Below are 25,334 nucleotides of genomic sequence, written 5' to 3' on the forward strand. Positions count from 1 at the left end.
GGTTTGTTTCGAGTGGAGTTCTTGAGTACGGATTCGCGGGACCACCGGATACGGCCGATACGGGCCGCGAAAACCGCTTAGCGGTCGACCGCGAGGAGCGCCACTCGCTCTCTGACCAGCGCGGGGAGGTCGCCGTCGACGACGTGCAACTCCGTCTCGCCCACGTCGAACACGTCGCGGACGAGGCTCTCGTCGTAATCACCGAGGGTCTCTGCGGGTTCGAAGTCGAGGCGGTCGAACAGCGCGGCCTCGGCGGCGGCCTCGTCGCCGCCGTCGACGAGAACCACGACGGGGAGCGTCCCTTCCGAGACGCCGATTTCGAACGCGCGGTTAATCTGCCGGCGGCCGCTGGCGTAGAGGAGGATTTCGACGGCGCGGTCGCGGGCGATTTCGTTGCCGCGGGCGATGGCCCTGTCGGCGAGCTCGACCGCTCGTTCGAGGTGCTCGCGGTCCACGACGTACCGGGCGTCGAACGCCTGCACCGTCGCGCCCGTCTCGTCGGCCACGTCGCCGACGGCCGCGATGAACGAATCGAGGTCCGAGACGGTCGCCTCGGCTTCGAGGAGCCTCATTCGAAATCACCCAGACTGGCCTGCTGGTCGGCGCGCTCTTTGGCCGTCTCGAAGCCGGCGTCGTCGGGGACGGCGTCGTCCGGCGCGTCGTCTTCGTCCACCGCGTCCATCGACGGGTCCTTTCTCCCCGCGGCTTCGAGGATGTTCTCCGCGGTCTTCCTGCGACCCCGGAGGGCGGCGAGGACGCGCGGTTTGTCGGCCTCGCGGAGGTCGGCCCGAGTTTCGACGCCGGCCTCGAACAGCCGGCGGGCGCGCTTTCGGCCGACGCCGCGGACGCCGGCGAGGTCGAGCAGTTCCTCGCGGACGCCGTACTCGACGCGCTTTTTCGCCTCGCGGACCGCGTACACCGAATCGAGGTCGAGTTCGGTGGCGAGTCGCTCGGCCGCGCCGAGGAGCCACTCGGAGGTCTCGACTTTCCCGCGGATGTCGCCGGGGCCGACCCCGTAGCGCTCGGTGATGCGGTCTTCGTCCACCTCGCCGACCCAGTCTTCGAGGAGTTTCGCGGTCTTCAGCGCCGACAGCCAGTCTTCGAACGCCACGTCCTCGTACTCCGAGGGAACGCGCCCGAGGAACTCCGGTTCGCGCTCGTAGCACAGTTCCGTGTAGGTCTCGCGGTCGCCGGACTTCAGGTAGAGCTGATACATATCGGGCGTCCGGCAGACGAGGTGATAGAGACCGAGCGGCGTCGGATACGTCCGGTCCGTCTCGACCCCGTCGGCGTCGTCGCTGTCGCCGTCGCCGTTCGCCCCCACCCCGTCTTCGCCGCCTCCACCGTCGCCGTCGTCAGCGACCATCTCGCTTGCCCGCTGGAAGCCGCCGGATTCGTCGGATTCGCTTCGGTCTCGCGTCGGCTTCTCGGGCGTCTCGCCCGCGAGCGCCCGGAGCTTCTCGGTCCGGTGGTCCGCGGCCCATTCGAGGCCGTCGATGATTTCGGCGGCGCTCATCGGGTCGAGGTAGAGCCGCGAGACGGTGTGGCCGACGGGCGTCGCCTGTATGGTCTCTCCTTCGAACTCGACGAACCCGTTTACTTCGAGGTAGTCGAGCACGCGGTCCGTCACCTGTCCGAGTCGCTCGGGGTCGTCGGTCTGGGTCGCATACAGTGTCTGGTCTAAGAATTCGAGCAGTCCCTCACGGGTGTGGGCGAAGCCGGAGGCGACCGTGGCGAGCAGGTGCGTCCGCAGGGCCGGCTCGGCCGCGAGCTTCGACCGCACGTCCTCGGCGTCGGCCCAGATGTACCGCTCGAACAGTTCGTCGCGGGCGTCCGCGTCCTTCGCCAACAGCACCGCCTCGCCGTAGGGGTCGAGGCCGGGGCGGCCGGCCCGACCCATCATCTGGTGGACTTCGAGCACGTCCAGCGGTTTCATGCCGCCGTAGTCGCCGTCGTAGCGTTGCCAGTCGCGGACGACGACGCGGCGGCTCGGGGTGTTGACGCCGGCGGCGAGCGTCGGCGTCGCGCAGATGCATTTGATGAGTCTGTCGCGGAAGGCGTCTTCCACGAGCGTTCGGTGTTCCGCGGCGAGTCCCGCGTGGTGGAACGCCGCGCCTTTGGCGACCGCGTTGGCGAGGTCGTCGGAGGTCTCGGTGTCGGACACGTCGCGTATCTCGGCGGCGAGCTCCGCGAGGTCGCTCCGCTCGTCGCCGGTGACGTACCGCTCCGTCACGTCGGCCATGCGGCGGGCCGCGGACTCCGCGTTGCGCCGCGAGTTCACGAAGACGAGCGAGGAGCCTTGGTCGCCCTCGCCGTCGCCCTCCAGCGCGTCGGCGACGAGCGCGGGCGTCTGTCGTTCCCCGCGGCCGACCGGCACCTCGCGTTGGCTCCCGTCGGCGAAGGAGACGGCGTTGCCGTAGTGGACGCCCATCTTGAGGTCGATGGGTCGCCAGTCGGACTTGACGAGCTCCGCGTCGAGCCAGTCGGAGACGACGCCCGCGTTGCCGACGGTCGCCGAGAGTGCGACGACTTGCAGGTTCGTGTTGAGTCGGCGGAGCTTCGCCAGCGTGACCTCCAGCGTCGGCCCGCGGTGGCGGTCGTCGACGAGGTGGACCTCGTCGGCGACGACGCAGGTGAGTTGGTCCATCCACGCCGCGTTGTTCCGGACGAGCGAGTCGACCTTCTCGCTCGTGGCGACGATGATGTCGCGCGAGGAGAGCCACTCGCCGTCGGACTCGTAGTTGCCGGTCGAGACGCCCACGTCGATGCCGTACTCCTCCCAGCGCTCGAACTCGGCTTTCTTCTCGGAGGCGAGCGCCCGGAGCGGGACGATGTACAGCGCCTTCCCGCCGCGCGCGACGCTCGACAGCATCGCCAGTTCGGCGATGAGCGTCTTTCCGCTCGCCGTCGGGACGGCGGCCACGAGGCTCTCGCCGTCCGTCAGGCCGGCCTCGACGGCCTCGGCCTGCGGCGGGTACAGCTCCTCGATACCCTCGTCGCGGAGGGCCTCGGGAATCCCCGTCGGCAGGCCCGTCAGGTCCGCAGTTCGCATTGCATCTCCCTTGGACCGTCCCCCGGTTTAAGCCATCGGGTCGGTTCGGTCGCCGACCCACGTCCCCGCGTCGGCAGGGCTTTGTACGGCCCGGCGGTACGATGGCGCATGAGAGTCGAGTACGACCGCGACACCTGCATCGGCATGTTCCAGTGTGTCGACGAGTGGGAGGGCTTCGAGAAGAACGTCGACGACGGCAAGGCCGACCTCGTCGACGGCGAGGAGACCGACGACGGCGTCTTCGTCCGCGAGGTCCCCGAGGACGCCGAGTTCGACGCGAAGTTCGCCGCCCGCGTCTGCCCCGTCGAGGCCATCCGCATCCTCGACGACGACGGCGAACAGCTCGTTCCCTGACCGCGACGCCGACGACGCCACCGGCTTCTCTCGCTTCTTCGACCTGACCGGCCCGTGTGACCGCCGACCGTGGGCCGCGTCCCCGAACCCCTCCGTTTCGACTGGAGATTCGACCGACGATAGAGTGTAACAGTTAAGCGGCGGGCCCCTAATCGTGCCACTATGAGCCAAGCGACGAAAATCGTGCTCGGTACCGTCGGCGTGTCGGCCCTGCTGGCCGTCGTGTTCGTCGGGATGAGCATCGCCTGAACGGATGTTCGAGACGCGCAGCCTGCCGTCGGACCTCGAATCGGTCCGCGACGACTACGCCCCCGGCGCGCTCGTGTTGGACGTGGCCGGCGACTTCGACACCATCCCCCCCGAGGCCGCCGAAAACCTCGGGCTGGTGGTCGACTCGCTCTCCCCGGCGGCGTACCCCGCCGAGTGGCTACCGGACGACGCGCCCCAACAGCTTCGGCGCTACGCGTCGTCGGATTTCACCATCGGGATGCCCGGCGACGGCACCGTGTCGTGGTCCCGACAGACCGACCCGCCGGTCGTGCTGGTGAAGTACCGCGCGAAGGGGACGCCGGACGACTTTCTGGATTTCCTCATCGCCGAGGCGTTCGTGCAGGCCGGGAACGACGAGATTCCCGAACACTTCCTCCCCTTCTTCGGTGAGCAGTACGCCGACCTCGCGGCGGCGACGCCGCTCGGCCCGAGCGAGACGTATCAGGTCGCCGCCGCCCTCTACGAGGGTTGGGTCGGCCTCCACACCCGCGAGGCGTTCGCGTCGTGGGAGGGCGACCACGACCGCCTCCACGAGGCGTGGGTCGACGCCGGCGGCCGCCTCGACAACCGCCTCGAAAATCTCCCGCGGCTCGTCGCGCTCGGTAGACTCTCGTTCGCCGAGGCGACCGAGTTCGCGTGTTCGGCCGTCAAACACGGCCGCGATCTCCCCGCGCCGTTTTCGGCGCTGGACACCGCGGCGTACCGCGACCACGGCCCGAGCTACGCGGTCAAGTGGGCCGAAAAGACGTTCGAGCAGCTCGCGGCCGACGACGATGGCGCTGACGCGGAATCGAGCGACGACGCCGACCCGACCGCGGACGACGCCGCCGACTCGGCGTAGTCGGTCGCGTCGCGTTTCGCCTCAGAACTCGGTCGTGACGGTGCCGTCCTCGTTGAGGTCGACGACGCCGTCGAACAGTTCGCGGAAGCGGTCGAGCGTCTCCTGGTCGTGGACCTCCTTCGAGAGGTGGAACAGCCCCACCGCGTCGAACTCGTCGAGCAGTTCGAGAATCTGTTTCGTCGCCTCGAAGGCGCGGTCCTCGTCGGCGTAGTAGGCCATCTCCGTGACCGAATCGACGCTGAGCCGGAGCTTCCCGTCGTGGCGTTCGAGGAACTGCCGGGTCTTCTCGACGATGGCGTCGAGGTCGTCGGGGGCCGCGACGTAGTGGATGTTCTCCGAACTGCGCCGGGAGTAGCCGCGCTCGATAGACAGCGTGTCGAGGATGGTGGCGCTGGACTCGTCGACCTCGTAGTGTTCCAGCTTCTGTTCGACCTCGCGCGCGGTCGTCCGCGTCGAGATGACGAGGAAGCGGTCGGTGTCGACCTTGAAGAAGTCGGTGTCGATACGGTCGGTCTCGCCGATGCTCGGATGAAGGAGCAAGATACCTGTGCCGCCCGGAATCGTCGCGGGCGCGTCTTCGATGGCGAGCTCGTAATCCATACCCCAAGCAGTTACCCTGCCGACTTAATCCTTCATGCCGCTCGGGCGGCGTCGTCCCGGAATCGTAACGTATGTTCACGCCGCCGGGCGAGGTCAGAACAGCGAGTCGGCCGTGGCCGCGCCGATGACGCTAAACACCGCGCCGACGCTCGTCGCCTTGAGCGTGATGCGGAGCACCGCGAGGTCGAGTTCGTACCCGAGCACGGAGACGAGGACTTCTCCCGACACGTCCGAGAGGAACGTCCCCGGCGCGTCGAACGCGAGCGCGAGGATGAACACGGAGAGATACGAGACGGAGATGAGCGAGATGAATCGGACGGGAATCCCGCCGACCTCGCGCTCTCTGTCGGGGTCGCGGTCGTCGGCCTTGTAGAGCGCGCCGTAGCCGACCGCGAGCACGATGATGAGCGTGAGAAGCGCCTGCGCGAACGACATGCTCCGCGCGAGCACCCACACCTCCTCGGTGACGACGAACGGCCCCGCGAGGAGGAAGCCGCCGACGACCTGCTGGGCGGTGTCGGCGAGCGCGAACCGACGGCGGACTCCGACCATACCCCGTCGTCGTGACGGCGGCAATTAAAACGCGCGACGGGGGGGCGCGACCGGGTCGTCGTCGGACTCGCCCGTCTGTGCGGTCCGGTCCGAACGCATTTTCACCCCGGCGCGCGAGGCTCCGATATGAGCGTCCGCGACGAGTTCGACGCCTGGGCGGCCGACGGCCGCGACAAGGGCATGGAGGACCGACACTGGCACACCGCGAAGCACGCGCTCGCACGGATGCCCGTCGAGGAAGGCGACACCGTCGTCGACCTCGGGACCGGAAGCGGCTACGCCCTCCGCGCGCTCCGCGACACGAAGGGTATCGGCCGCGGGTTCGGCCTCGACGGCTCGCCCGAGATGGTCCAGAACGCCCGCGCGTACACCGACACCGACGACCTCTCGTTTCTCGTCGGCGACTTCGACGACCTCCCGTTCGACGACGACAGCGTCGACCACGTCTGGTCGATGGAGGCGTTCTACTACGCCGCCGACCCGCACCACACCCTCGAAGAAATCGCTCGTATCCTCAAGCCGGGCGGCACGTTCTACTGCGCGGTCAATTATTACGAGGAGAACGTCCACTCCCACGAGTGGCAGGAGCACATCTCCATCGACATGACCCGCTGGTCCCACGCGGAGTACCGCGAGGCGTTCCGCGACGCCGGCCTCCACGTCGCGGAACAGGACTCCATCGCCGACCTCGACATCGACATCCCGGCGGCGACCGAGTTCCCGACCGACGACTGGGAGACCCGCGAGGCGATGGTCGAGCGCTACCGGACGTTCGGCACGCTCCTGACCGTCGGCGTCGCGCCCTGAGACGGCGGAAAAACCGACCGTCTCGACCTATTCGACGACGTGAGCCGACGCCGGAGCGAATCCGACTTCCAGCGTCGCCCCGACCTCGAACCCCGCGTCCGACTGTTCGCCGCCGTCTTCGACCGCCACGACGAGTTCCGTTCCGCCCCAGTCGAGTCTGACCCGCGTCGTCGCCCCCTGAAACTCGGTGTCGACGACGGTCCCCCGAATTTTGTTCGTCCCCGCGCCGGCCCGGAGTTGTTCGGGGCGGACGCAGAAGGTGAGTTCGTCGCCGGCTCCCGCTCTCGACCCCGCCTCCCCGAGCACCCGCGGCCCCTCGGCCAGCGTGAACACCGCGTCGCCGACGCCGACGCGAATCCCCCCCGTTTCCGGTCGAGACTCGACGACCCCGTCGAGGACGTTGTTCTCGCCGAGGAACTCCGCGACGAATCGCGTCCGCGGGCGGTGGTAGAGGTCGCGGGGGTCGCCGACCTGCTCGACGCGGCCGCCGTTGAGGACGGCCACCCGGTCCGAGACCGCCAGCGCCTCCGACTGGTCGTGGGTGACGTAGACGGTCGTCACGCCGAGGTCCGACTGGATGCGCTTTACCTGCCGGCGGAGTCGGTCCCTGAGTCGGGCGTCCAGCGCCGACATCGGCTCGTCGAGGAGCAGCAGGTCCGGGCCGGGCGCGAGAGCGCGGGCGAGCGCGACGCGCTGTTGTTGGCCGCCAGATAGCGAGTCGGGGTCGCGGTCTTCGAACCCCGCGAGGTCGACGAGGTCAAGCAGTTCCGCGACGCGGTCGTCGCGGGAGCCGCCGCCCGGCGGGTCGGTAAAGCGGAGGCCGTAGGCGACGTTCTCGCCGACGCTGAGGTGCGGGAACAGCGCGTAGTTCTGGAACACGACGCCGACGCCCCGCGACTCGGGCGCGACGCCGACCATCGACTCGCCGTCGAAGCGGACGGTCCCCTCGGTCGGGGACTCGAAGCCGGCGATACAGCGGAGCGTGGTCGTCTTCCCGCAGCCGGAGGGGCCGACGAGCGTGAAGAACTCGCCGTCGTCGACCGACAGCGAGACGGAATCGAGCGCCGTCGCCGACCCGTAGCGTTTGGACACCGCGTCGAGTTCGAGTCTCACGGGTTCGCCTCCGAAGTCACGTGCTCCCCTCGCCGGCGGACGGGCATAATTCTCACTTCCCGCGGTTCGTCTCCGTCTTGTTCTCCGGGCTCCCTCATCTCCCTCATAGCTCGCCCCACCGGCCGCCGAAGCGGTCGACGACGAGGAAGCTGGCGGACGTGACGAGAAGCAGGAGACAGCCCATCGCCGTCGCGGGGCCGAGCCGTCGACCGAGGAATCGCTCGACGGCGACGGGCATCGTGTAGCTTCCCGCGCCCTCCGCGAGGATGATGGTCGAGTCGAACTCGCCGATGCTAATGGCGACGGCGAACGCCGCGCCCGCGACGACGCCGGTCCAGACGAGCGGGAGTTCGATATCCACGAGCGCGCGGGTTCTGGTCGCGCCGAGCGAGCGCGCGGACTCCACGAGCCGGCCGTCGAGCCGGGCGAAAAGCGGCGCGACGTTCCGGGTGACGAAGGGGTACGCGCCGACGGCGTGGGCCGCGACGATGGCGAGCGCGCCGGTGACGCGGATTCGCGTGCCCAACACGTCGACGCCGAACACCAGCCCGCGGAGCAGGCCGAGGCCGACGACGATGCCCGAGACGGCGAACGGAGCCATCGAGAGCACGTCGATGAGCCCGCGCCCGCGGTACCGGCGGGTCGTGAGGACGGCCATCGTCACGCCCATCGGGACGGCCACGACGAGCGTCCCCGCGGCGAAGCCCAGCGAGTTCAGGATGGCCGGCAGGGGCTTGACCTGAAAGCTCGCGCCGGTCGCCTGCCGCTCGGCGAGGAAGGCGTAGTTGGCGAGGGTGAGGCCGCCGTCGCCGCCGGTGACGCTCGCCAGCACCATGCTGGCGACGGGGACGACGAACACCAGCCCGACGACGAGGGCGTAACCGCCGATGCCGACCGTCCGGAGCGTCGATTTCGGCGTCCAGTCAGCGGGAAGGACGGACTGACGGGGAAGCGGGTTCGCTGCGCCGCCGGCCGAGCGCTGGCTGGCCTCGTACCGGAGGTAGACTGCGGTCAGCGTAATCGAAACGGCCGTCTCGACGACCGCGAGGCTGGCGGCCTCGGCGTACGCGAGGTCCCGCACCCGCGAGTAGACGAACACCTCGATGGTCGCCAGTTGGAAGCCGCCGAGCGCGAGGACGATGGGGAACGACGCGAAAGTGAAGATGAACGTCAGGGTCGCGCCGACGCCGATAGACGGCAGGAGTTGGGGGAGGACCACGTCGCGGAAGGCCCGCCGCGGGTTCGCGCCGAGCGAGCGGGCGGTCTCGACGGTCCGGGCGTCCACACTCTCCCACGCGGCGGTGACGACGCGGGCGACGAGCGGGGCGTTGTAGAACGCGTGGGCGACGACGATGGCTTCGAGCGTGAACAGCAGTTCGACCGGCGGGAGGCCGACGAGAGAGAGCGCGCGGTTCAGCGTCCCGTTGCGGCCGAACGTCGCCACGAAGCCGATGGCGACCATGATGGAGGGCATGACGAACGGGAGGATGGTGAGCGAGCGGAGCGTCTCGCGGCCGCGGAACTCGAAGCGGGCGAACAGCCACGCGGCGGGGAGGCCGAGCGCGAGGCTGGCGAGCGTCGAGTAGAACGCCTGCTTCGCCGTGAACCAGATGATGTCGACGAGGTAGAACTCGCTCGTCAGCACCGCCGCGATGGGCTCGACGGTGAGCCGGCCGTCGGCGAGGACGGCGTCCGCGAAGACGGTGGCGACGGGGTAGTAAAACAGGACCAGAAGGACGACGGCGGTGAGCGCCGCGACGAGGGTGAGCAGCCGCTGTTCGAGGGCGCGGGCGACCCGGCGAACTGAGGCCGAGGCGCGGCTCACCGGCTCACCTCACTTACTGGCGAACTCGCGGGCCCACGCGTCGGTCCAGTCACTCAGGTTGTTCTGAAGCCGGTCGTACGAAAACGTGACGGCTTCCGGCGGCTCTTGGGCGTACTGCGCGAAGTCCTCGGGGAGTTCGGCGGTGGTCGTCGCCGGGAACTGGACGTTGCGGACGGCGATTTCGGCCTGCACCTCGGGCCGGAGCATGAAGTCCATGAACTCGACCGCGAGGTCGGGGTTCGACGCGTCCGCGAAGGGGGCCATCCCCTCGGGGTTGGCGTACGCCTGGTCGTTCAGGAAGCGAATCTGGTGTCTCGCCATGTCCTCGCCGGACTCGGCGGCGAACACCTGGTCGGTCGAGTACGAGACGACCATCGGGGCCTCCCCGTTCGAGTAGGCGTTGTAGGTGTCCTCCCAGTTGCCGAGGACGCGCACGTCGTTTTCCTTCAGGCTCGCCCAGTAGTCGAGATAGCTGTCCTCGCCCTTGGCGTCGATGGTGTGGAGCAGGAACGCCTGCCCCGTCGCCGACGACGTGGGGTTCTGCGCGAGGAGCGCGCCCGCGTATTCGGAGTCCAGCAGGCCGTCGAACGTCTCGGGGGCGACGAAGTCGCCGTCGCCGTAGGTCTCGTCGTAGACGAGCGAGATGTAGCCCGTGTCGTAGGGGACCGCTCGGCCCTGCGGGTCGAAGTTCAACCCCTCCTTTACGTCGTCGATGCGGGACAGCCCCTCGGCGGGCGAAAACAGCGCCTCGTCGAGCTCCCGGTCGATGCGGACGAGCATCTGCGCGTCGAGGCCGACGTAGAGGTCCGCGCCGGACTCGACGCCCCGGAGGCCGCGCTCGATGTAGTAGTTCACGCCCGAGTCGGGCGTCTGCCACTCCAGCGTCGCGTCGAACTCCGACTCGAACGTCTCTTTCAGCCACGGGCCGGGGCTCGAACTCGGCGCGTCGACGAACGAGCCGTAGGTGCCGACGGTGAGCGTCCGCGACTCGCCGCCCGCGGTCGTCCCTTCGGTCGTCGCTGTCGTCTCGGTCGCGTCGCCCGAGGCCTCGGTCGTCGTCTGCTCGCCGCCGGTCCCGGTACAGCCGGCGAGGAGCGCGGAGACGCCTCCCGCCCCGGCGGCCCTGAGGAAGCTACGTCGTCTCATTACTCGGTTGTTGTACTCTGTGGTACTTAACGGGCGTGATGTTCGCGGGGCCGGGTAAACGGCCGAATCAGTCGGTTTCGAGGGTTGTCACGGGAGAACGGCTTTACCGTCAGCGAGAGTATCACGGGCGATGACTGCTTCTCGCCCGTACGTCCTCGGCGGCGTGTTCGCCCTCTTTGCGCTCCTCGCGGCGGTCCTGCTCGTAGACGTGCTGGCGACGGTGTTTTTCGCCATCACCGTCGCCTACCTGCTCGTCCCGCTCAGGCGACGCCTCGAAGCGTGCGGGGCCTCCCGGTGGGTCGCCAGCCTCGCCGCCACCGTCGTCGCGGCGGTCGGCGTCGGCGTCGTGCTCGCGCCGCTCGTCGTCATCCTCTTTCTCCGCCTGAGTGACATCCTCGAACTCGCGGCGCTCCTCCCCGACGTGGTGACTATCGAGTTCCTCGGGATGGTCGAGACGGTGACGCTGGACGACGTGGTCGCGGTCGGTCTCGGTCTGCTCCGGTCGGTCGGCCGCACCGCCGCCACCGCCGCGCCCGTGGTCCTCATCAAACTCACGCTGTTCGGCTTCCTCGTGTTCGCGCTGCTCCTCAGCGGCGACGCGGTCGGGCGGACGCTCCCCGCGCTGGTCCCGGCCGACTACCGGGGCGCGGCGACGGCGCTCAACGAGCGGGCTCGCGAGACGCTGTTCGCTATCTACGTCTTGCAGGCGGCGACCGCCGTCGGCACGTTCGCCATCGGCCTCGTCGTCTTCTGGGCGCTCGGCTACGACTACGTCGTCACGCTCGCGACAGTCGCGGCCGTTCTCCAGTTCATCCCCATCGTCGGCCCGAGCGTCCTGCTCGCGGCGATGGCCGCCTACCACGCCGCCGTCGGCGACGTCGTCGCCGCCGCGCTCGTCGTCGCGCTCCTCGCGGAGTCGGTCGACCTGCTCGGCGCGGAGTTACGCGTCGACGACGTGGGTGGTGACGGCGACGAGCGCGACGAGTCCGCGGACGACTCGGTCGACCCGAGTCAGCCGTAACCTCGCTCGTCAGCCCTCGACGACCGCGCCGTCGCGCTCCTCCCACTCGGTGAGGCTGCCCTCGTAGAACGCCACGTCGTCGTAGCCGAGGTGAGAGAGCACGACGTAGGTGTGGCTGATGCGCCGGGCGGTGTTGCAGTAGAGGACGACCCGCCGGTCCGGGGTGACGCCCACGGCGTCCAGAATCGCGTCGAGTTCGTCCCGCGGTTTCAGCCCGCGCGTCTCGTCGTCGACGAGTTCGCGCCAGTCGAGGTTGACCGCGCCGGGGAGGTGCCCCTCGTCATACTCCGCGGGGTCGCGGGTGTCCACGATGACGGTCTCGGGGTCGTCGAGCGCGGCCTCGACGGCCTCGAAATCCACGAGCGGCGTCTCGGCCGGCTCGGTTATCTCGTAGACCGTTCCCGCGACCTCGCTCGCCTCGGTCGTCGTCTCGCGCTCGCGGTTCCACGCGCTGAAGTCGCCGTCGAGGAGGTGGAGCCTGTCGGGGTCGTGGCCGTAGAGGAGCGCGGTCACGAGAAAGCGCGCGGCGAAGACGCCGTGGGTGTCGTCGTAGGCGACCACGTCGTCGTCGGCCGCGACGCCCGCGCCCGACAGGAGGTCGGTCCACGCGTCGCGGCCGGGAAGCATCCCCACGTCGCCGTCGGCGCTTCGGAACTCGTCGAAGGGTATCGACACCGCGCCGGGGAGGTGTCCGATGCCGTCGAACTCCCAGCCGTCGCGCACGTCCACCACGCGCACGTCGTCGAGTCGGTCCGCGAGCCACGTCGGAGAGACCACGTCTACCATGCCCCCACGTTTCCGGGCCGCGGATTTAGGTCCGCCCCTCCTCGCACCCCTCGCCCCATGTCCGGGGTAGCGGATGTTGTTGCTGGTTCCGTTGGATACCGGACTGAAACCCACCGAGACGGCCGTTCTCTGAATCCCTTTCGTCGTCTCTCGGGGCATACTCAGGCTAATATTGCCGCATCACCCGAGGTCAGGCCGTACATGCCGTCGCTGTGAGAGTTATGGGCCTTCCTGTTGTACGGTGAAACGCGATGTCAAACTCCGATTACGCGAAGGACGTACTCGTCTCTGCGGACTGGGTGGAGAGCCACCTCGACGAGTTCCAGAGCGACGACCCGGCGTACCGACTCGTCGAAGTGGACGTGGACACCGAGGCGTACGACGAGAGTCACGCCCCCGGTGCCATCGGGTTCAACTGGGAGTCCCAGCTGCAGGACCAGACGACCCGTGACGTGCTGACCAAGGAGGACTTCGAGGACCTCCTCGGCTCCCACGGCATCTCCGAGGACTCTACGGTCGTCCTCTACGGCGACAACTCCAACTGGTTCGCCGCCTACACCTATTGGCAGTTCAAGTACTACGGCCACGAGAACGTTCACCTGATGAACGGCGGCCGCGACTACTGGGTCGACAACGACTATCCGACGACCGACGAAATCCCGTCCTTCCCGGAGCAAGACTACAGCGCCAAGGGTCCCTTCGAGGACATCCGCGCGTACCGCGACGACGTCGAGAAGGCGGTCGACAAGGGTCTTCCCCTCGTCGACGTTCGCTCGCCCGAAGAGTTCTCCGGCGAGATTCTCGCGCCCCCGGGACTGCAGGAGACCGCCCAGCGCGGCGGCCACATCCCCGGCGCGAGCAACATCTCGTGGGCCGCGACCGTCAACGACGACGGCACCTTCAAGTCTGCCGACGAACTCCGCGACCTCTACGCGGACCAGGGCATCGAAGGCGACGAGTCCACCATCGCCTACTGCCGCATCGGCGAGCGCTCGTCCATCGCGTGGTTCGCCCTTCACGAACTCCTCGGCTACGAGAACGTCACCAACTACGACGGCTCGTGGACGGAGTGGGGCAACCTCGTCGGCGCGCCCGTCGAGAAGGGTAACTGAGCCGCCTCGGCCTCAGTTCGTTTCGATACCGACCGACCGGTTCTTTTTGGGGTTCACATCGGCAGGACGCTGATGCCGACGGCGACGAGTACGCCCGCGCCGAGAAGCACCATCACGCAGTAGCCCATGATGTCGCGGACCGACAGGCCGCTGATGGAGAGCAGCGGGATGGCCCAGAAGGGCTGAATCATGTTGGTCCACGCGTCGCCCCACGAGGCGGCGACGGCGACCCGCGGGATGGACTCGCCGGACGCCTTCGCGGCCGTGACGAGCGTCTCGCCGATGACGGCCCACTCGCCCCCGCCGGAGGGGACGAAGAAGTTCACGAGGCCGGCGGTGAAGAAGGCAAAGGCCGGGAGCGTCCCGTCGGGCGCGACGGCGACCATGCCCTGTGCGATTTGCGTGGCGAGGCTGACGGAGCCCTCCGGCGCGTAGGCCATGATGCCCATGATGCCCGCGTAGAAGGGGAACTGGAGGATGATTCCCCAGACGTTCTCGACGGCCTCGACGACGGCCTCGATGTACGCCTTGGGCGTCCCGTGGAACAGCACGCCGAGAAAGAGGAAACCGAAGTTGACGATGTTCAGGTTGAGATTGTTCCACGGCATCGTCCCGTTCTGGACGCCCTCCCAGAAGTACAGGGCGACCGCGAGCAGGCCGACGACGCCGATTGCCACGCCGATGCCGAGCGAGTGCTCGATGCGCGTCGCGAGCGAGGCGTCGTCGGGGACGGCCGTGGAGGCCCACCCGCCGGTCGCCTGCTCGCCGCCGTCGGTCGCCGTCTCGAACGCCGCGGGGTCGATGGGCGTCTTCTTCGCGTCGTCGGTCGGGTACATGAGCGCGAACAGCGCCGGCAGGAAGAGGAAGCCGACCGCGACGACCAACACGAGGTTGGCGACCGTGAAGATGGTCCCGCCGGTGCCGAACGTCGTGTCGAGGATGCCCGCCTCGATGAGGAAGTTCCCCTCGGTGTTCAACAGGAGCGGAATCGACCCCGCGAGACCGCCGTGCCAGACGACGAACCCGGAGTACGCCCCGGCGACGACGATGGGGAAGTCGATGCCGCGCATCTCGGTCGCTATCTTCCGGGCGAACAGCGCCCCGACGACGAGGCCGAGGCCCCAGTGGACGAACGACGCCCCGGCGGCGACGACCGGAACCATCGCGGCCGCGCCCCGTTCGGTGTTCGGGACGCCCGCAAGTCGTGTCAAGAGCCAGTCCACGGGCTTCGTCTGCGCGAGCGCGTAGCCCGTCATCAGGATGAGCGTCATCTGCATCCCGAACGAAAGCAGGTTCCAGAAGCCCCCGTACCAGCCGTCGAGAAGCAGGTTTCCGGCGTGCCCCACCATGCCGACCCCCTCGGCCGGCGCGACCGACACCAGCGCCAGCACGAACGCCACTCCGGTCAGGATGATGGCGAACAGGAACGCGTCGGGGAGGTACTGTTCGACCAGTTTCGAACTGCGCTCCGCCGCCTGCCTGATAGCGTTTGTCATAGCTCGGATAACCTCATGATAATACAATATATAATGTTTAATATTCCTGCTAGTTCGATTCGGTAGAATGTCACGAACCGGCCGACACGCCGGTCGTCGTCTGGGGTCGGGTCGTCACAGACCCGCGCCGGACTCGCCGCCGCCGATGGGTACAAACCCGAGACGGACATACGGGGCGTATGTCCGAACTCCTCGACACCCTCCGCGACGACCACGAGACGCCGCTTTCCCGACTCGGCTCCTCGAAGGCGCTGTACGCCGTCACCGGCGGCGAGATGGACGGCGACGCGGTCCGCGCCGCGGCCGCCGCCGAGGCCGCGGCCGCCGCCGACCTGTTCGACTGGTGGGCAGACGACGAACCGAACGACGAGGCCGCCGCGCTGTTTTCGGACCTCGCCGACACCGCCCGGGAGCACGCCGAAACCGTCGGCGCGGAGTCCGACGGCTCGAAGCCGAACGTCTACGACGTGCTCGCCGAGTTCGAGACGACCGACGGCCGCCTCGGCGGCGCGCTCGCCCGCGCGCTCGTGTCGCTGAAGACCGTCGAGCAGATGGTCGGCTTCTTCGTCGGCGACGCGGACCCGATGGCCGCCAACGACTTCCGCACGCTCAAATCCGATCTCAACGACCAACTCGACACGCTCGAAGCCGCCGTCTCCGACCTCGTCGACGACGACGCAGTCGCCCGCGAGGCCGCCGACGCGGTGGTCGAAGCCGCCTACGACGAGTACGTCGAGACGCTGGAAGGCATGGGCGTCAAGCCGAAGAACGTCTGCTAAGCCCCCTTTTCACTCACAGAGGGTCGCCGTTGGCGACCCACCCGGAGTAAACCGTCTCCGTGAACGGTAGCGGAACGACGGCTCGTGAGACGCAGCGCGCCTCACGGTGGGGAAAACAGCCGCGAGACTCGACTTCGGCCTGGCTCGCTGTGCGTTATGCTCGGAACTTGTATCTTCGTTCGCCCAGTGCTGACAGCACCGACGCGCGGCGTATGTGAGTGAGTTCCAGTAGAAACGAGGGGGTATGTCCGCCGGTCGTCAGACGCCGGGGACGCCCTTGCGGTATTCGAGGACTTCGCTTCGGGCCTCGCGGACCGTCTCGGCCGCGTCGCCGTCGAGGTCCTCGGCGAGGTCGTGAAGGACCGTCATGTGCCGGGCGAGTCGCCCGTGGTCCGGCCCCTGCTCGCGCGTCGCCAGCGTCGCCAGCTGGTCGGACTGTTCGTAGAGTCGCTCCTGCACGTCGCCCTCGGTCGCCTCGGCGGCGTCCTTGAGCAGGTTGCTCGCGCGTTCGAGTTCGGCTCTCGTCATACGGGAACGTTCGATAGCCCGCCACAAAACCGTTCCTCCGGCGACAAGCACCGCCTCGCTCAAGTACGCCGCGACCCAACGACGGGCAATGAGCGAGTCCGGTCCCCTGTCCGCCGACAGACCCGACGCAGACCGCGAATTCCGCGTCGACGCCCCCTTCGACCCCGCGGGCGACCAACCCGAGGCAATCGAGGCGCTGGCCCGCGGCTTCCGCGAGGGTGCCGACGTACAGACCCTGCTCGGTGTCACCGGCTCCGGCAAGACCAACACCGTCTCGTGGGTGGTCGAGGAGATTCAGAAGCCGACGCTCGTCCTCGCGCACAACAAGACGCTCGCCGCCCAGTTGTACGAGGAGTTCAAGGGCCTCTTTCCCGACAACGCGGTCGAGTACTTCGTCTCCTACTACGACTACTACCAGCCCGAGGCGTACATCGAACAGACCGACACCTACATCGACAAGGACATGTCGATAAACGAGGAAATCGACCGGCTCCGCCACTCCGCGACCCGGTCGCTTCTCACCCGCGACGACGTCATCGTCGTCGCCTCGGTGTCGGCCATCTACGGCCTCGGTGACCCGAAAAACTACACCGACATGTCCCTCCGGCTGGAGGTCGGCCAGGGGATGGACCGCGACGAACTGCTCCGCGCCCTCGTCGACCTCAACTACGAGCGCAACGACGTGGACTTCCGGCAGGGAACGTTCCGCGTCCGCGGCGACACTGTCGAGGTGTTCCCGATGTACGGCCGCTACGCCGTCCGCATCGAGTTCTGGGGCGACGAAATCGACCGCATGCTGAAGCTCGACCCGCTGGAGGGCGAGGTGAAGTCGTCGGAGCCGGCGGTGCTCGTCCACCCGGCGGAGCACTACTCCATCCCCGAAGAGCAGCTCGAAGGCGCAATCTCGGAAATCGAGGAACTGATGGAACAGCGGGTGAAGCACTTCCAGCGACAGGGCGACCTCGTGGCCGCCCAGCGCATCGAAGAGCGCACCACCTTCGACATCGAGATGCTCCGCGAGACGGGTCACTGCTCCGGCATCGAGAACTACTCGGTCCACCTCTCGGACCGCGAACCCGGCGACGCGCCCTACACGCTTCTGGACTACTTCCCCGACGACTTCCTCACCGTCATCGACGAGTCGCACGTCACGCTCCCGCAGATTAAGGGCCAGTACGCCGGCGACAAGTCCCGAAAGGACTCGCTCGTCGAAAACGGCTTCCGCCTGCCGACGGCCTACGACAACCGCCCGCTCACCTTCGAGGAGTTCGAAGAGACCGTCGGGCAGACGCTTTTCGCCTCCGCGACGCCCGGCGACTACGAGCGCGAGCACTCCGACCAAATCGTCGAGCAAATCGTCCGGCCGACCCACCTCGTGGACCCGAAAGTCGAGGTGACGGAGGCGACCGGACAGGTCGACGACCTGATGGCCCGCATCGACGAGCGCATCGACCGCGACGAGCGCGTGCTCGTCACGACGCTCACGAAGCGGATGGCCGAAGACCTCACCGAGTACCTCGAAGAGGCCGGCGTCGACGTGGCCTACATGCACGACGAGACCGACACGCTCGAACGCCACGAACTCATCCGGTCGCTCCGCCTCGGCGACATCGACGTGCTCGTCGGCATCAACCTCCTCCGGGAGGGCCTCGACATCCCGGAGGTCTCGCTCGTCGCCATCCTCGACGCCGACCAGCAGGGCTTCCTGCGCTCCGAGACCACGCTCGTCCAGACGATGGGTCGCGCCGCCCGCAACGTCAACGGCGAGGTCGTGCTCTACGCCGACGAGATGACGGACGCGATGGAGGCAGCCATTTCCGAGACGCAGCGCCGCCGCCGCATCCAACAGGAGTTCAACGAGGAACACGGCTACACGCCGACGACCATCGAAAAGGAGGTCGGCGAGACGAACCTGCCGGGGAGCAAGACCGACACCCGCGGCGTCTCCGGCGACGAACCCGCCGACGCCGACGAGGCGGTGGAACAGATAGCCTTCCTCGAAGACCGGATGCAGGAGGCCGCCGACAACCTCGAGTTCGAACTCGCCGCCGACATCCGCGACCGCATCCAGAACCTCCGCCGCGAGTTCGACGTGGACGCGCTCGAAGACGGCGTCGCGCCCGAGTACCCCGACGAACACGACGGCGAGGCCGACGACGGCCTGACGCCCCCGGACGAGTTCTGATCGGTCGTGTCCTCACCACCGACCCTGACGTTCGCGGCCGGCGGGCTTCTCCGCCGCGACGACGGCCGACTCTGTCTCGTCCACCGGCCGCGCTACGACGACTGGTCGCTCCCGAAGGGGAAACTCGAACCCGGCGAGACGCTGGTCGAGACCGCCGTCAGAGAGGTCCGCGAGGAGACGAGATGCGAGGTCGACTGCGGCCGGTTCGCCGGGCGCTACGAGTACCGCGTTCCCGACGACGCGGGGACACGGAGCGGGCCGAAGGGCGTGTTCGTCTGGCACATGCGCGTCGTCGACGAGCACCAGTTCGAGCCCGACGCCGAGGTGGACGCGCGCCAGTGGGTTACCCCGGTCGAAGCCCTCCAACGGCTTACCTATGAGACCGAACGGGCGCTGGTCAGACGGGCGTTCGAACTCAACGAGTGAGCGCAGATTTTGGATAGAAACACATGTTACTGGTTTTTCGACGCGCGTCGGTGTGTGGTCCGTACCCAAATCAGTGGGTCGACATCAAGACTTATTACTCCGACTTCGCTATGCCCGTTCCACCGTGATCCGCACCTCGGCGGACGAGCCTGCAACCCACACCGTTCACCACGCCTACCCCAACGGAGGCATTACCTGAATGGTCCGCGGATTCGAGCACGGAGTGCTCGATAGTTCGGGCGACCACCGCACGCCGGCCCATCCGGCGTGCGACGCGGTCGCATCCTCGGGAGACGGTGAACACGCGCGGGTCGGTGCCGCTGATGACTCGGCGAACGGGCTGTTTTCGACGTGCCACTCCACGCGAGTGCAAGCGAACGCTACTGCGTACTGATAACAACGAGAACCATGAGCTCTCAGTCTCTCAGTCACGTCCAGAAGTCGTTCCTGAAGTACCAACACATCCTCGTGTTCATCGCTCCCCTGCTGTTCCTCGCCTCGGTGTTCACCATGGCACCGACGCCGTCGGGTGTAGGCATGGAGTACTGGCTCCAGTACTGGTGGCTGTTCCCGGTGTTCCTCACCGGCGCGACCATCGTGAACACGGTCGGCATCAGCGGGTCGGCGCTCTTCGTCCCGTTCCTCATCTTCATCTTCCCCATCTTCGCGCACCCGCTCGACTCGTCGACGCTGGTGAAAGTGGGCCTCATCAGCGAGGCGTTCGGCCTCTCCAGTTCGGCCGTCGCTTTCATCCAGTACGGCCTCGTCGACCGGCGACTGGCGCTGACGCTCGTCGGCGGCTCGATTCCGTTCGTCGTCGGCGGCGCGCTCCTGTCGTTCGTCATCCCCGACGTGGTGTTCCACGCGCTGCTCGGAATCGCGCTGCTCGCCGCGTCCTACCTGCTGTTCAACGCCGACCTCGGCCACGACGAACCCGGCTCGTCGGACACCGACCACGCCGCGGCCACCGACGGCGGCACCGTCTCCGCGAGCCTCCCCAACGACCCCGGTAAGCTCGGTCCCGCGGGCGTCAACACGGCCGACGACGGGACCGTCACCCGCGTCGACCGCGACGGTGACGACTACACCTACACCCGCGGCGGCTACCTGCGTCGCTTCGCCAATTACAGCGTCGGTGGGATGTTCCAGGGCCTCGCCGGCTTCGGTATCGGTGAACTCGGCATCATCTCGATGCTCGGCACGAAAGTCCCCGTTCGCGTCGCCATCGGCACGAACCACATCGTGGTCGCGCTGACCGCCATCTTGGCGTCGCTCGTCCACGTCTTCGGCGGCGGCCTCGTCGGCGGCCACTCGCTGAGCCTCGCGACGACGCCGTGGAACATGGTCGTCTTCACCGTCCCCGCGACGGTCCTCGGCGGCCAAATCGCGCCCTACGTGTCGAACGCGCTGGAGACCAGCGTCATCAAGAACTTCGTCGGCGTCCTCTTCGCCGTCATCTCGCTGGCGCTGTTCCTGATGGCGCTGGGTATCTAACGACTCACGACCACCCGAACCACCCCCACTGGCACCACTTTCACAGTCCTCGATTCTGAACGCTCACCCATGTACGACCACATCCTGCTTCCGACCGACGGCAGCGACGCGACCGACGCGACCATCGAACACGCGGCGACCTTCGCGGAGACCTACGGCGCGACGGTCCACGTGCTGTCGGTGGCCGATTCGCGCAACCGCTTCGAGTCGCCCTCGGCCGGCATCGCGCCGGACGTGTGGGAAAAATCCGAACTCGACCGCGCGGAGTCGGCGGCCGACGCCGCAATCGAGGCGCTCCCCGAGGGCGTCGAGACCGAACGCATCGTCGTGGAGGGCGTGCCGCACTCGACTATCGTCGACTACGCCGCCGACGGCGACATCGACCTCGTCGTGATGGCGACCCACGGCCGCACCGGTCTCGACCACTACCTCGTCGGCTCCGTCACCGAGCGCGTCGTCCGGCAGTCGGACGCGCCGGTGTTGACCGTCCGCGCGGCGGACGAAGAATAAACACCCGCGGCTCGCTCGCGGGCCGCGTTACTCGAACTCTTCTGCCAGCGCGGCGCGGTGTTCGCGGCGCTTCTGGAGCGCCGCGTCGCGCAGTTCGCGCTCCTCTTGGGAGTCGCAGACGAGGTCCGGGACCGGAACCGGCTTCTCGTCGTCGTCGAGCGCGACGAAGGTGAAAAAGGAGGTGAGCGTCTCGCGGCGGTCGCCCTCGCTCGGGCGCTCGGCGGTCACGTCCACCTTGATGTCCATGCTGGTGCGGCCGGTGTCGAAGACGTACGCCTCGACGGTCACCACGTCGCCCACGTCGATGGGCGCGAGGAAGTCCACGTGGTCCATCGACGCCGTGACCACCTGCCGCTCGGCGAAGCGCCGCCCGGCGATGGCCCCGCAGACGTCCATCCACTCTAAAATCCGCCCGCCGAGGGCGCGTCCGAGGTTGTTCGTGTCGTTGGGCATCAGAATCTCGCTCATCTCGGCGCGAGACGCCGACAACGACCGCGTCTCGACCGACGATTGCTGTTGCATGCCACACCGTCAGAGTCGGACGTGGTTAAATTATTCTACCTCTTGAAAAATAGAAATAAAGGCGATTAATCGCTCGGGTTGTCGATTGGTCGGTGAACGCCCGCACGTTTCGACAACCTAGACAATTAATAGTGTTTATTGCGTATCGAATGGTGTCTGCGCGAACCGCAGACCGGTGGTGGGACGCCGACGCCCGTCTCTCGTCCGCGTTCGGGAGGACGTTCCCGGAGGGTTCCGACTCTCGTTCGACCGGACGGGCGGGAAATCAACCGCGACCCGAGAGTCGACGCACCGAGCCGCTCCCGTCTCACGTCCGCCTCGCGCCTCACCGAACCGCGACGGTCGGACGACGGGACTCGCGCCGGTCGCCCCCGCAGACCGGACACGACGCTGCACCGGCCCCCGGTGCGTCGGACGGGTCTCCGACTGATTCGCGCCTTCGATTTTCGCTCACTCGACGCCGCCGTCTTCGATTTCGATGTCGACCGCGTCCGCGGAGATATCGGCCGTCTCGACGCCGTCCAACTCCCCGAGTATCTCGCCGATGTCGTCGAGGCCGAGGAGTTCGCGGGTCTCCTCGTCGAACGCCTTGCTTTCGAGTCCCGCCGCCTGCTGTACGTCCGAGCCGGACAGCCCCTTGCCGTAGCGGCCGAGCAGCGACGTGAGCTCCTGCGGCAGGACGTACGTCGTCGACGGCGAGGTGCCGATGTTCGCCAGCGTCTCCATGCCCTTGTCGATGATGGCGCGCTCGCCCATCGACTCCGCCGCGCGGGCCCGAAGCACCGTCGAGATGGCGTCGCCCTGCGCTTCGAGGATTTGCGACTGCTTTTCGCCCTGAGCGCGGATGATGTTCGACTGCTTGTCGCCCTCCGCCTTCTCGACGGCGGAGCGACGTTCACCCTGCGCTTCGAGAATCATGGCCCGGCGGCGGCGCTCGGCGGAGGTCTGCTGTTCCATCGCGTTCTCGACGTCCTTCGAGGGCTTCACCTCGCGGACCTCGACGGACTCCACGCGGACGCCCCACTCGTCGGTCGGCTCGTCGAGTTCCCGGCGGATGCGCGCGTTGATGTGGTCGCGGCGCGCCAGCGTGTCGTCGAGTTCCATGTCGCCGAGGGCGGCTCGGAGCGTCGTCTGGGCGAGCAGCGAGACGGCCCGGCGGTAGTTGTCGACTTGCAGGAAGGCGCGTTCGGGGTCCATCACGCGGATGTAGACCACCGCGTCGGCCGTGACCGGCGAGTTGTCCTCCGTGATGGCTTCTTGGGAGGGCACGTCGAGCGTCTGGGTCCGCATGTCGAAGCGGTAGGTCTTCGAGACGAACGGCGGGACGACGTTCAGCCCCGGTTCGAGGATGCCCTTGTAGTCCCCGAACACGGTGAGCGTCCGCTTTTCGTACGCCTGCACGATTTCGACCGCATCGTACACCGCGGCGACGGCGAGCGCGAGGACGACGTAGCCCGCGAGCGTCAGCGGCGTGACGGGGAAGACGACCACCGCGAGGCCGAAGACGACCACCGCGACCGCGAGGGGGGCGAGCCACCGCGGGAGTCGGCCGGGGTCGCTGTCGACCCGCTCCGCGCCCGACGACGAAGACGACGAGGAGGACGCCGAGAGCTTCCCGAGCTGGTAGAACAGGCTGTCCATGGTGGAGAGTGACACCGAGACGGAATAAAGCTAGCCGGCTACTCACCTACCCACTCACCCGGCCACCAACTATTTGTCCGCGAACGCCCCACGCCCCGGTATGCGAACGAACCGCGGCCGAATCGACGTGGAGGACCTGCTGAAAATCATCCTCCTGCTCGTCCTCGTCTGGCTCGTCCTCGAAATCATCGGCGAGGTGCTCGGGCTGTTCGGTGCGCTGCTCGGCCCACTCCAGCCGCTTTTGGGACTCGTCGTCGCGGCGCTCATCGTCCTCTGGCTGCTCGACCGAATCTGACGTTCCCGCGGCGACGATACGCCTTTGTGTCTCTCGCGTGAGACACGGGCGTGTACAGTCTGAACGTCCCGGTTCCGGGGCGGGTCGCCCGCCTCGCGTCCGACCTGTTTCCGTATCTCGCCCCGTTCGACCGGGTTCGCGACCGGCACACGCTCGTCTGCAAGCGGTTCGAAGACGCCGACCTCGACCGCCTCCGCGAACAGTTGCGGCGCGCGCTCGCCGGCCAACCGGCGTTCGAAGCCCGCGTCACTGACGTCCGATTCTTCGAGGAGCCGCCCCGCGGAGCCGCGCCGGTCGTCTACCTCGCGGTCGACAGCCCCGGCCTTCTCGACCTCCACCGGACGCTCACCGACGATTTCGGCGCTATCGAGGGAATCGAGGGCGACGACTACGTCCCGCACGTCACGCTCGCTCGCGGCGGCAGCGTCGCGGACGCCCGCGCGGTCGCGAGCCAACCGCTCGACCCCATCGAGTGGACCGTCTCGCAGCTCGATATCTACGACTCGTCGTTCCGCGAGACCACGGCCTCGATTTCGCTCCCGGCCTGACGGCGAGGGTTCGACCGGCGTCGGCGGTGCGCCCGTGTCCGCTGGTCGCGCCGTCAGTCGCGCGCCCGGAGCCGCATCCCCATCGGCTCCTCCGGATGCATCGTCAGCGACCCGCGGAGCGAGAACGGCTCGTCGCGGACGTAGTCGAGTTCGTACCGCTGGGCGACGGTGCCGAGGATGAGCCGCCCTTCGAGCAGCGAGAGGTGCTTGCCGATGCAGTGGCGCGGCCCGCCGCCGAACGGGAAGTACGCGAAGCGCGGGCGGTCGCCGGCCCGCTCGGGTGCCCAGCGGTCCGGGTCGAACTCCAACGGGTCGTCCCACCAGCGCTCCGAGCGGTGGACGACCCACTGCGGGAGCATGATGGCCGACCCCGCGGGAACGCGGTAGCCGCCGAGGCGAACGTCCACCTTCGGCTCGCGGAACATGACGTACACCGGCGGATACAGCCGCATCGCTTCGTTCAGCACGCGCTCTGTGTACTCCAGCTGTCGCACGTCCTCGAACGTCGGCGTCCGCCCGCCGAGCACCTCGTCCAGTTCGCGGTGGAGCTTCGCCTCCGCCTCGGGGTGTTGCGAGAGCAGATACCACGCGTACGTCAGCGTCAGCGCCGTCGTGTCGTGGCCCGCGAGGAGCATCGTCATCAGCTCGTCGCGGAGGTTCTCTTCCGTCTGCTCGCCCTCGTCGTAGGCGCGGAGCAGAATCGAAAGCAGGTCCATCGGCCGCTCCTCGCCCGTCGCGTCGGCCGGCACTGACGACGCCGGCGTCTCGCCGTACTCGGTCCCGCGGCGCTCCTCGACGATGTCCCAGACGAGCGATTCGAGTTCGGACAGCGCCTGCTTGTACTCGCGGTTCTCCCGCGTCGGTGCCCAGTCGGGCGTCAGGAACCGAAGCGGGTCGGGTTCGAACCGCGCGCCGAGCGGTTCGAGGTTCTCCTGTACCCGCCGGATGCGCTCGTCGTCGAGGTCGGTGCCGAACATGGCGTCGACGATTATCTCGACGGTCAGCCGCGCCATCTCCAGTTGCACGTCCACCACGTCGCCGTCGCCCCACGACGACAGCATCGACTCCGTCCGGTCGGTCATCATGCCGGCCATCGTCGAGATGCGCCGCACGTCGAACGCCGGCTGGGCGAGCTGGCGCTGTCTCTTCCACGTCGCGCCCTCGCTCATCAGCAGGCCGTCGCCCAGCAGGTCGCCGATGGCGCGGTCTTGGAACTGCGGCTTTCTGAACTTCGACGCCTCGCTCACGAGCACCGTCTCGACGTCCGCCGGGTTCGTGAGCATGTACGTGTCGAGCGGGCCGAGGTCGAAGTGGACCACGTCGCCGTAGGCGTCCGCGACGGCCGTTAGGAACGTAAACGGGTCGCGGGCGTACTGTCTGCTCGCGCCGAACAACGGGAGGCCCTTCGGGCCGGGAGGGGTCGCACTCATC

The 25,334-nt window shown here is 67.9% G+C and carries 26 protein-coding genes; 13 read left to right on the forward strand and 13 right to left on the reverse strand.

Annotation, left to right across the window (positions count from 1 at the left end; translation table 11 throughout):
• Positions 1–77: 77 nt before the first annotated feature.
• On the reverse strand, positions 78–572 hold the full coding sequence (gene cgi121 / locus HVO_RS04765; RefSeq protein WP_004044972.1) for a KEOPS complex subunit Cgi121: 495 nt from the start codon (positions 570–572) through the stop codon (positions 78–80).
• Positions 569–3,052, reverse strand: coding sequence for an ATP-dependent DNA helicase (locus HVO_RS04770; RefSeq protein ID WP_004044974.1), 2,484 nt, complete (start codon positions 3,050–3,052; stop codon positions 569–571). Before HVO_RS04770 ends, cgi121 begins: the two co-directional genes overlap by 4 nt.
• 108 nt (positions 3,053–3,160) lie before the next feature.
• Here HVO_RS04770 and HVO_RS04775 point away from each other — a divergent pair, with 108 nt between their 5' ends.
• From HVO_RS04775 to HVO_RS04780, 3 genes are all read left to right on the forward strand, one after another.
• Positions 3,161–3,406, forward strand: a complete 246-nt coding sequence (locus HVO_RS04775) for a ferredoxin (protein WP_004044976.1) — start codon at positions 3,161–3,163, stop codon at positions 3,404–3,406.
• 162 nt (positions 3,407–3,568) lie between these two features.
• The gene (locus HVO_RS21620; protein ID WP_422653684.1) at positions 3,569–3,655 is read left to right on the forward strand and encodes a hypothetical protein; all 87 of its coding nucleotides are present in this window, start codon (positions 3,569–3,571) and stop codon (positions 3,653–3,655) included.
• 4 nt (positions 3,656–3,659) lie between these two features.
• Positions 3,660–4,517, forward strand: coding sequence for a DUF7089 family protein (locus HVO_RS04780; RefSeq protein WP_004044977.1), 858 nt, complete (start codon positions 3,660–3,662; stop codon positions 4,515–4,517).
• A 21-nt stretch (positions 4,518–4,538) separates the two neighbouring features.
• Here the strand turns inward: HVO_RS04780 and HVO_RS04785 are convergent, their stop codons facing one another.
• Positions 4,539–5,117, reverse strand: a complete 579-nt coding sequence (locus HVO_RS04785) for a DUF7090 family protein (RefSeq protein WP_004044979.1) — start codon at positions 5,115–5,117, stop codon at positions 4,539–4,541.
• A 93-nt stretch (positions 5,118–5,210) separates the two neighbouring features.
• Positions 5,211–5,669 (reverse strand): DUF2391 family protein, encoded by a 459-nt coding sequence (locus HVO_RS04790; protein ID WP_004044988.1) that lies wholly within the window; start codon positions 5,667–5,669, stop codon positions 5,211–5,213.
• Positions 5,670–5,795: 126 nt separating this feature from the next.
• On the opposite strand from HVO_RS04790, the gene HVO_RS04795 reads away from it, so the two are divergent.
• The gene (locus HVO_RS04795) at positions 5,796–6,476 is read left to right on the forward strand and encodes a class I SAM-dependent methyltransferase (protein ID WP_004044996.1); all 681 of its coding nucleotides are present in this window, start codon (positions 5,796–5,798) and stop codon (positions 6,474–6,476) included.
• 27 nt (positions 6,477–6,503) lie between these two features.
• Here the strand turns inward: HVO_RS04795 and HVO_RS04800 are convergent, their stop codons facing one another.
• The 3 genes from HVO_RS04800 to HVO_RS04810 form a co-directional block, all read right to left on the reverse strand.
• The gene (locus HVO_RS04800; protein WP_004045000.1) at positions 6,504–7,589 is read right to left on the reverse strand and encodes an ABC transporter ATP-binding protein; all 1,086 of its coding nucleotides are present in this window, start codon (positions 7,587–7,589) and stop codon (positions 6,504–6,506) included.
• Positions 7,590–7,692: 103 nt separating this feature from the next.
• Positions 7,693–9,414, reverse strand: a complete 1,722-nt coding sequence (locus HVO_RS04805) for an ABC transporter permease (protein WP_004045002.1) — start codon at positions 9,412–9,414, stop codon at positions 7,693–7,695.
• Between the two features lie 9 nt (positions 9,415–9,423).
• Positions 9,424–10,560: a thiamine ABC transporter substrate-binding protein gene (locus HVO_RS04810; RefSeq protein ID WP_004045003.1), complete on the reverse strand. Its 1,137-nt coding sequence runs from the start codon at positions 10,558–10,560 to the stop codon at positions 9,424–9,426.
• 130 nt (positions 10,561–10,690) lie between these two features.
• Between HVO_RS04810 and HVO_RS04815 the strand changes: the two genes are divergently transcribed.
• A complete protein-coding gene (locus tag HVO_RS04815) occupies positions 10,691–11,581 on the forward strand; it encodes an AI-2E family transporter (RefSeq protein ID WP_004045004.1) in 891 nt (296 codons plus the stop codon).
• 9 nt (positions 11,582–11,590) lie between these two features.
• Here the strand turns inward: HVO_RS04815 and HVO_RS04820 are convergent, their stop codons facing one another.
• Entirely contained in the window at positions 11,591–12,367 is a 777-nt protein-coding gene (locus HVO_RS04820; RefSeq protein ID WP_004045005.1) for a sulfurtransferase, read from the reverse strand.
• A 251-nt stretch (positions 12,368–12,618) separates the two neighbouring features.
• On the opposite strand from HVO_RS04820, the gene HVO_RS04825 reads away from it, so the two are divergent.
• On the forward strand, positions 12,619–13,479 hold the full coding sequence (locus tag HVO_RS04825; RefSeq protein WP_004045008.1) for a sulfurtransferase: 861 nt from the start codon (positions 12,619–12,621) through the stop codon (positions 13,477–13,479).
• Positions 13,480–13,532: 53 nt separating this feature from the next.
• On the opposite strand, the gene HVO_RS04830 is transcribed toward HVO_RS04825, so the two are convergent.
• Positions 13,533–14,975 (reverse strand): short-chain fatty acid transporter, encoded by a 1,443-nt coding sequence (locus tag HVO_RS04830; protein ID WP_004045012.1) that lies wholly within the window; start codon positions 14,973–14,975, stop codon positions 13,533–13,535.
• Positions 14,976–15,154: 179 nt separating this feature from the next.
• Between HVO_RS04830 and HVO_RS04835 the strand changes: the two genes are divergently transcribed.
• Positions 15,155–15,754: a hypothetical protein gene (locus tag HVO_RS04835; RefSeq protein ID WP_004045014.1), complete on the forward strand. Its 600-nt coding sequence runs from the start codon at positions 15,155–15,157 to the stop codon at positions 15,752–15,754.
• 258 nt (positions 15,755–16,012) lie between these two features.
• Here the strand turns inward: HVO_RS04835 and HVO_RS04840 are convergent, their stop codons facing one another.
• A complete protein-coding gene (locus HVO_RS04840) occupies positions 16,013–16,282 on the reverse strand; it encodes a DUF7553 family protein (RefSeq protein WP_004045016.1) in 270 nt (89 codons plus the stop codon).
• 88 nt (positions 16,283–16,370) lie between these two features.
• Between HVO_RS04840 and uvrB the strand changes: the two genes are divergently transcribed.
• The 4 genes from uvrB (at position 16,371) to HVO_RS04860 (ending at position 20,897) form a co-directional block, all read left to right on the forward strand.
• On the forward strand, positions 16,371–18,467 hold the full coding sequence (gene uvrB / locus HVO_RS04845) for an excinuclease ABC subunit UvrB (protein ID WP_004045019.1): 2,097 nt from the start codon (positions 16,371–16,373) through the stop codon (positions 18,465–18,467).
• A 6-nt stretch (positions 18,468–18,473) separates the two neighbouring features.
• Positions 18,474–18,893 carry an NUDIX hydrolase gene (locus HVO_RS04850; protein WP_004045021.1) on the forward strand — a complete coding sequence of 140 codons (420 nt, stop codon included), beginning with the start codon at positions 18,474–18,476 and terminating at the stop codon, positions 18,891–18,893.
• Positions 18,894–19,301: 408 nt separating this feature from the next.
• Positions 19,302–20,387 (forward strand): sulfite exporter TauE/SafE family protein, encoded by a 1,086-nt coding sequence (locus HVO_RS04855; protein ID WP_004045023.1) that lies wholly within the window; start codon positions 19,302–19,304, stop codon positions 20,385–20,387.
• Positions 20,388–20,456: 69 nt separating this feature from the next.
• Positions 20,457–20,897 carry a universal stress protein gene (locus tag HVO_RS04860; RefSeq protein ID WP_004045027.1) on the forward strand — a complete coding sequence of 147 codons (441 nt, stop codon included), beginning with the start codon at positions 20,457–20,459 and terminating at the stop codon, positions 20,895–20,897.
• Between the two features lie 27 nt (positions 20,898–20,924).
• Here the strand turns inward: HVO_RS04860 and HVO_RS04865 are convergent, their stop codons facing one another.
• Positions 20,925–21,419 (reverse strand): acyl-CoA thioesterase, encoded by a 495-nt coding sequence (locus tag HVO_RS04865; RefSeq protein WP_004045032.1) that lies wholly within the window; start codon positions 21,417–21,419, stop codon positions 20,925–20,927.
• Positions 21,420–21,869: 450 nt separating this feature from the next.
• Positions 21,870–23,060 (reverse strand): SPFH domain-containing protein, encoded by a 1,191-nt coding sequence (locus HVO_RS04870; RefSeq protein WP_004045034.1) that lies wholly within the window; start codon positions 23,058–23,060, stop codon positions 21,870–21,872.
• 100 nt (positions 23,061–23,160) lie between these two features.
• On the opposite strand from HVO_RS04870, the gene HVO_RS04875 reads away from it, so the two are divergent.
• Positions 23,161–23,355, forward strand: a complete 195-nt coding sequence (locus HVO_RS04875; protein WP_004045037.1) for a DUF7554 family protein — start codon at positions 23,161–23,163, stop codon at positions 23,353–23,355.
• Positions 23,356–23,405: 50 nt separating this feature from the next.
• Positions 23,406–23,903: a 2'-5' RNA ligase family protein gene (locus HVO_RS04880; RefSeq protein WP_004045040.1), complete on the forward strand. Its 498-nt coding sequence runs from the start codon at positions 23,406–23,408 to the stop codon at positions 23,901–23,903.
• Between the two features lie 53 nt (positions 23,904–23,956).
• Here the strand turns inward: HVO_RS04880 and HVO_RS04885 are convergent, their stop codons facing one another.
• Positions 23,957–25,333: a cytochrome P450 gene (locus HVO_RS04885; protein ID WP_004045041.1), complete on the reverse strand. Its 1,377-nt coding sequence runs from the start codon at positions 25,331–25,333 to the stop codon at positions 23,957–23,959.
• Position 25,334: the final 1 nt, after the last annotated feature.

Origin of the sequence: Haloferax volcanii DS2, from assembly GCF_000025685.1 — an archaeon.
GTDB lineage: Archaea > Halobacteriota > Halobacteria > Halobacteriales > Haloferacaceae > Haloferax > Haloferax volcanii.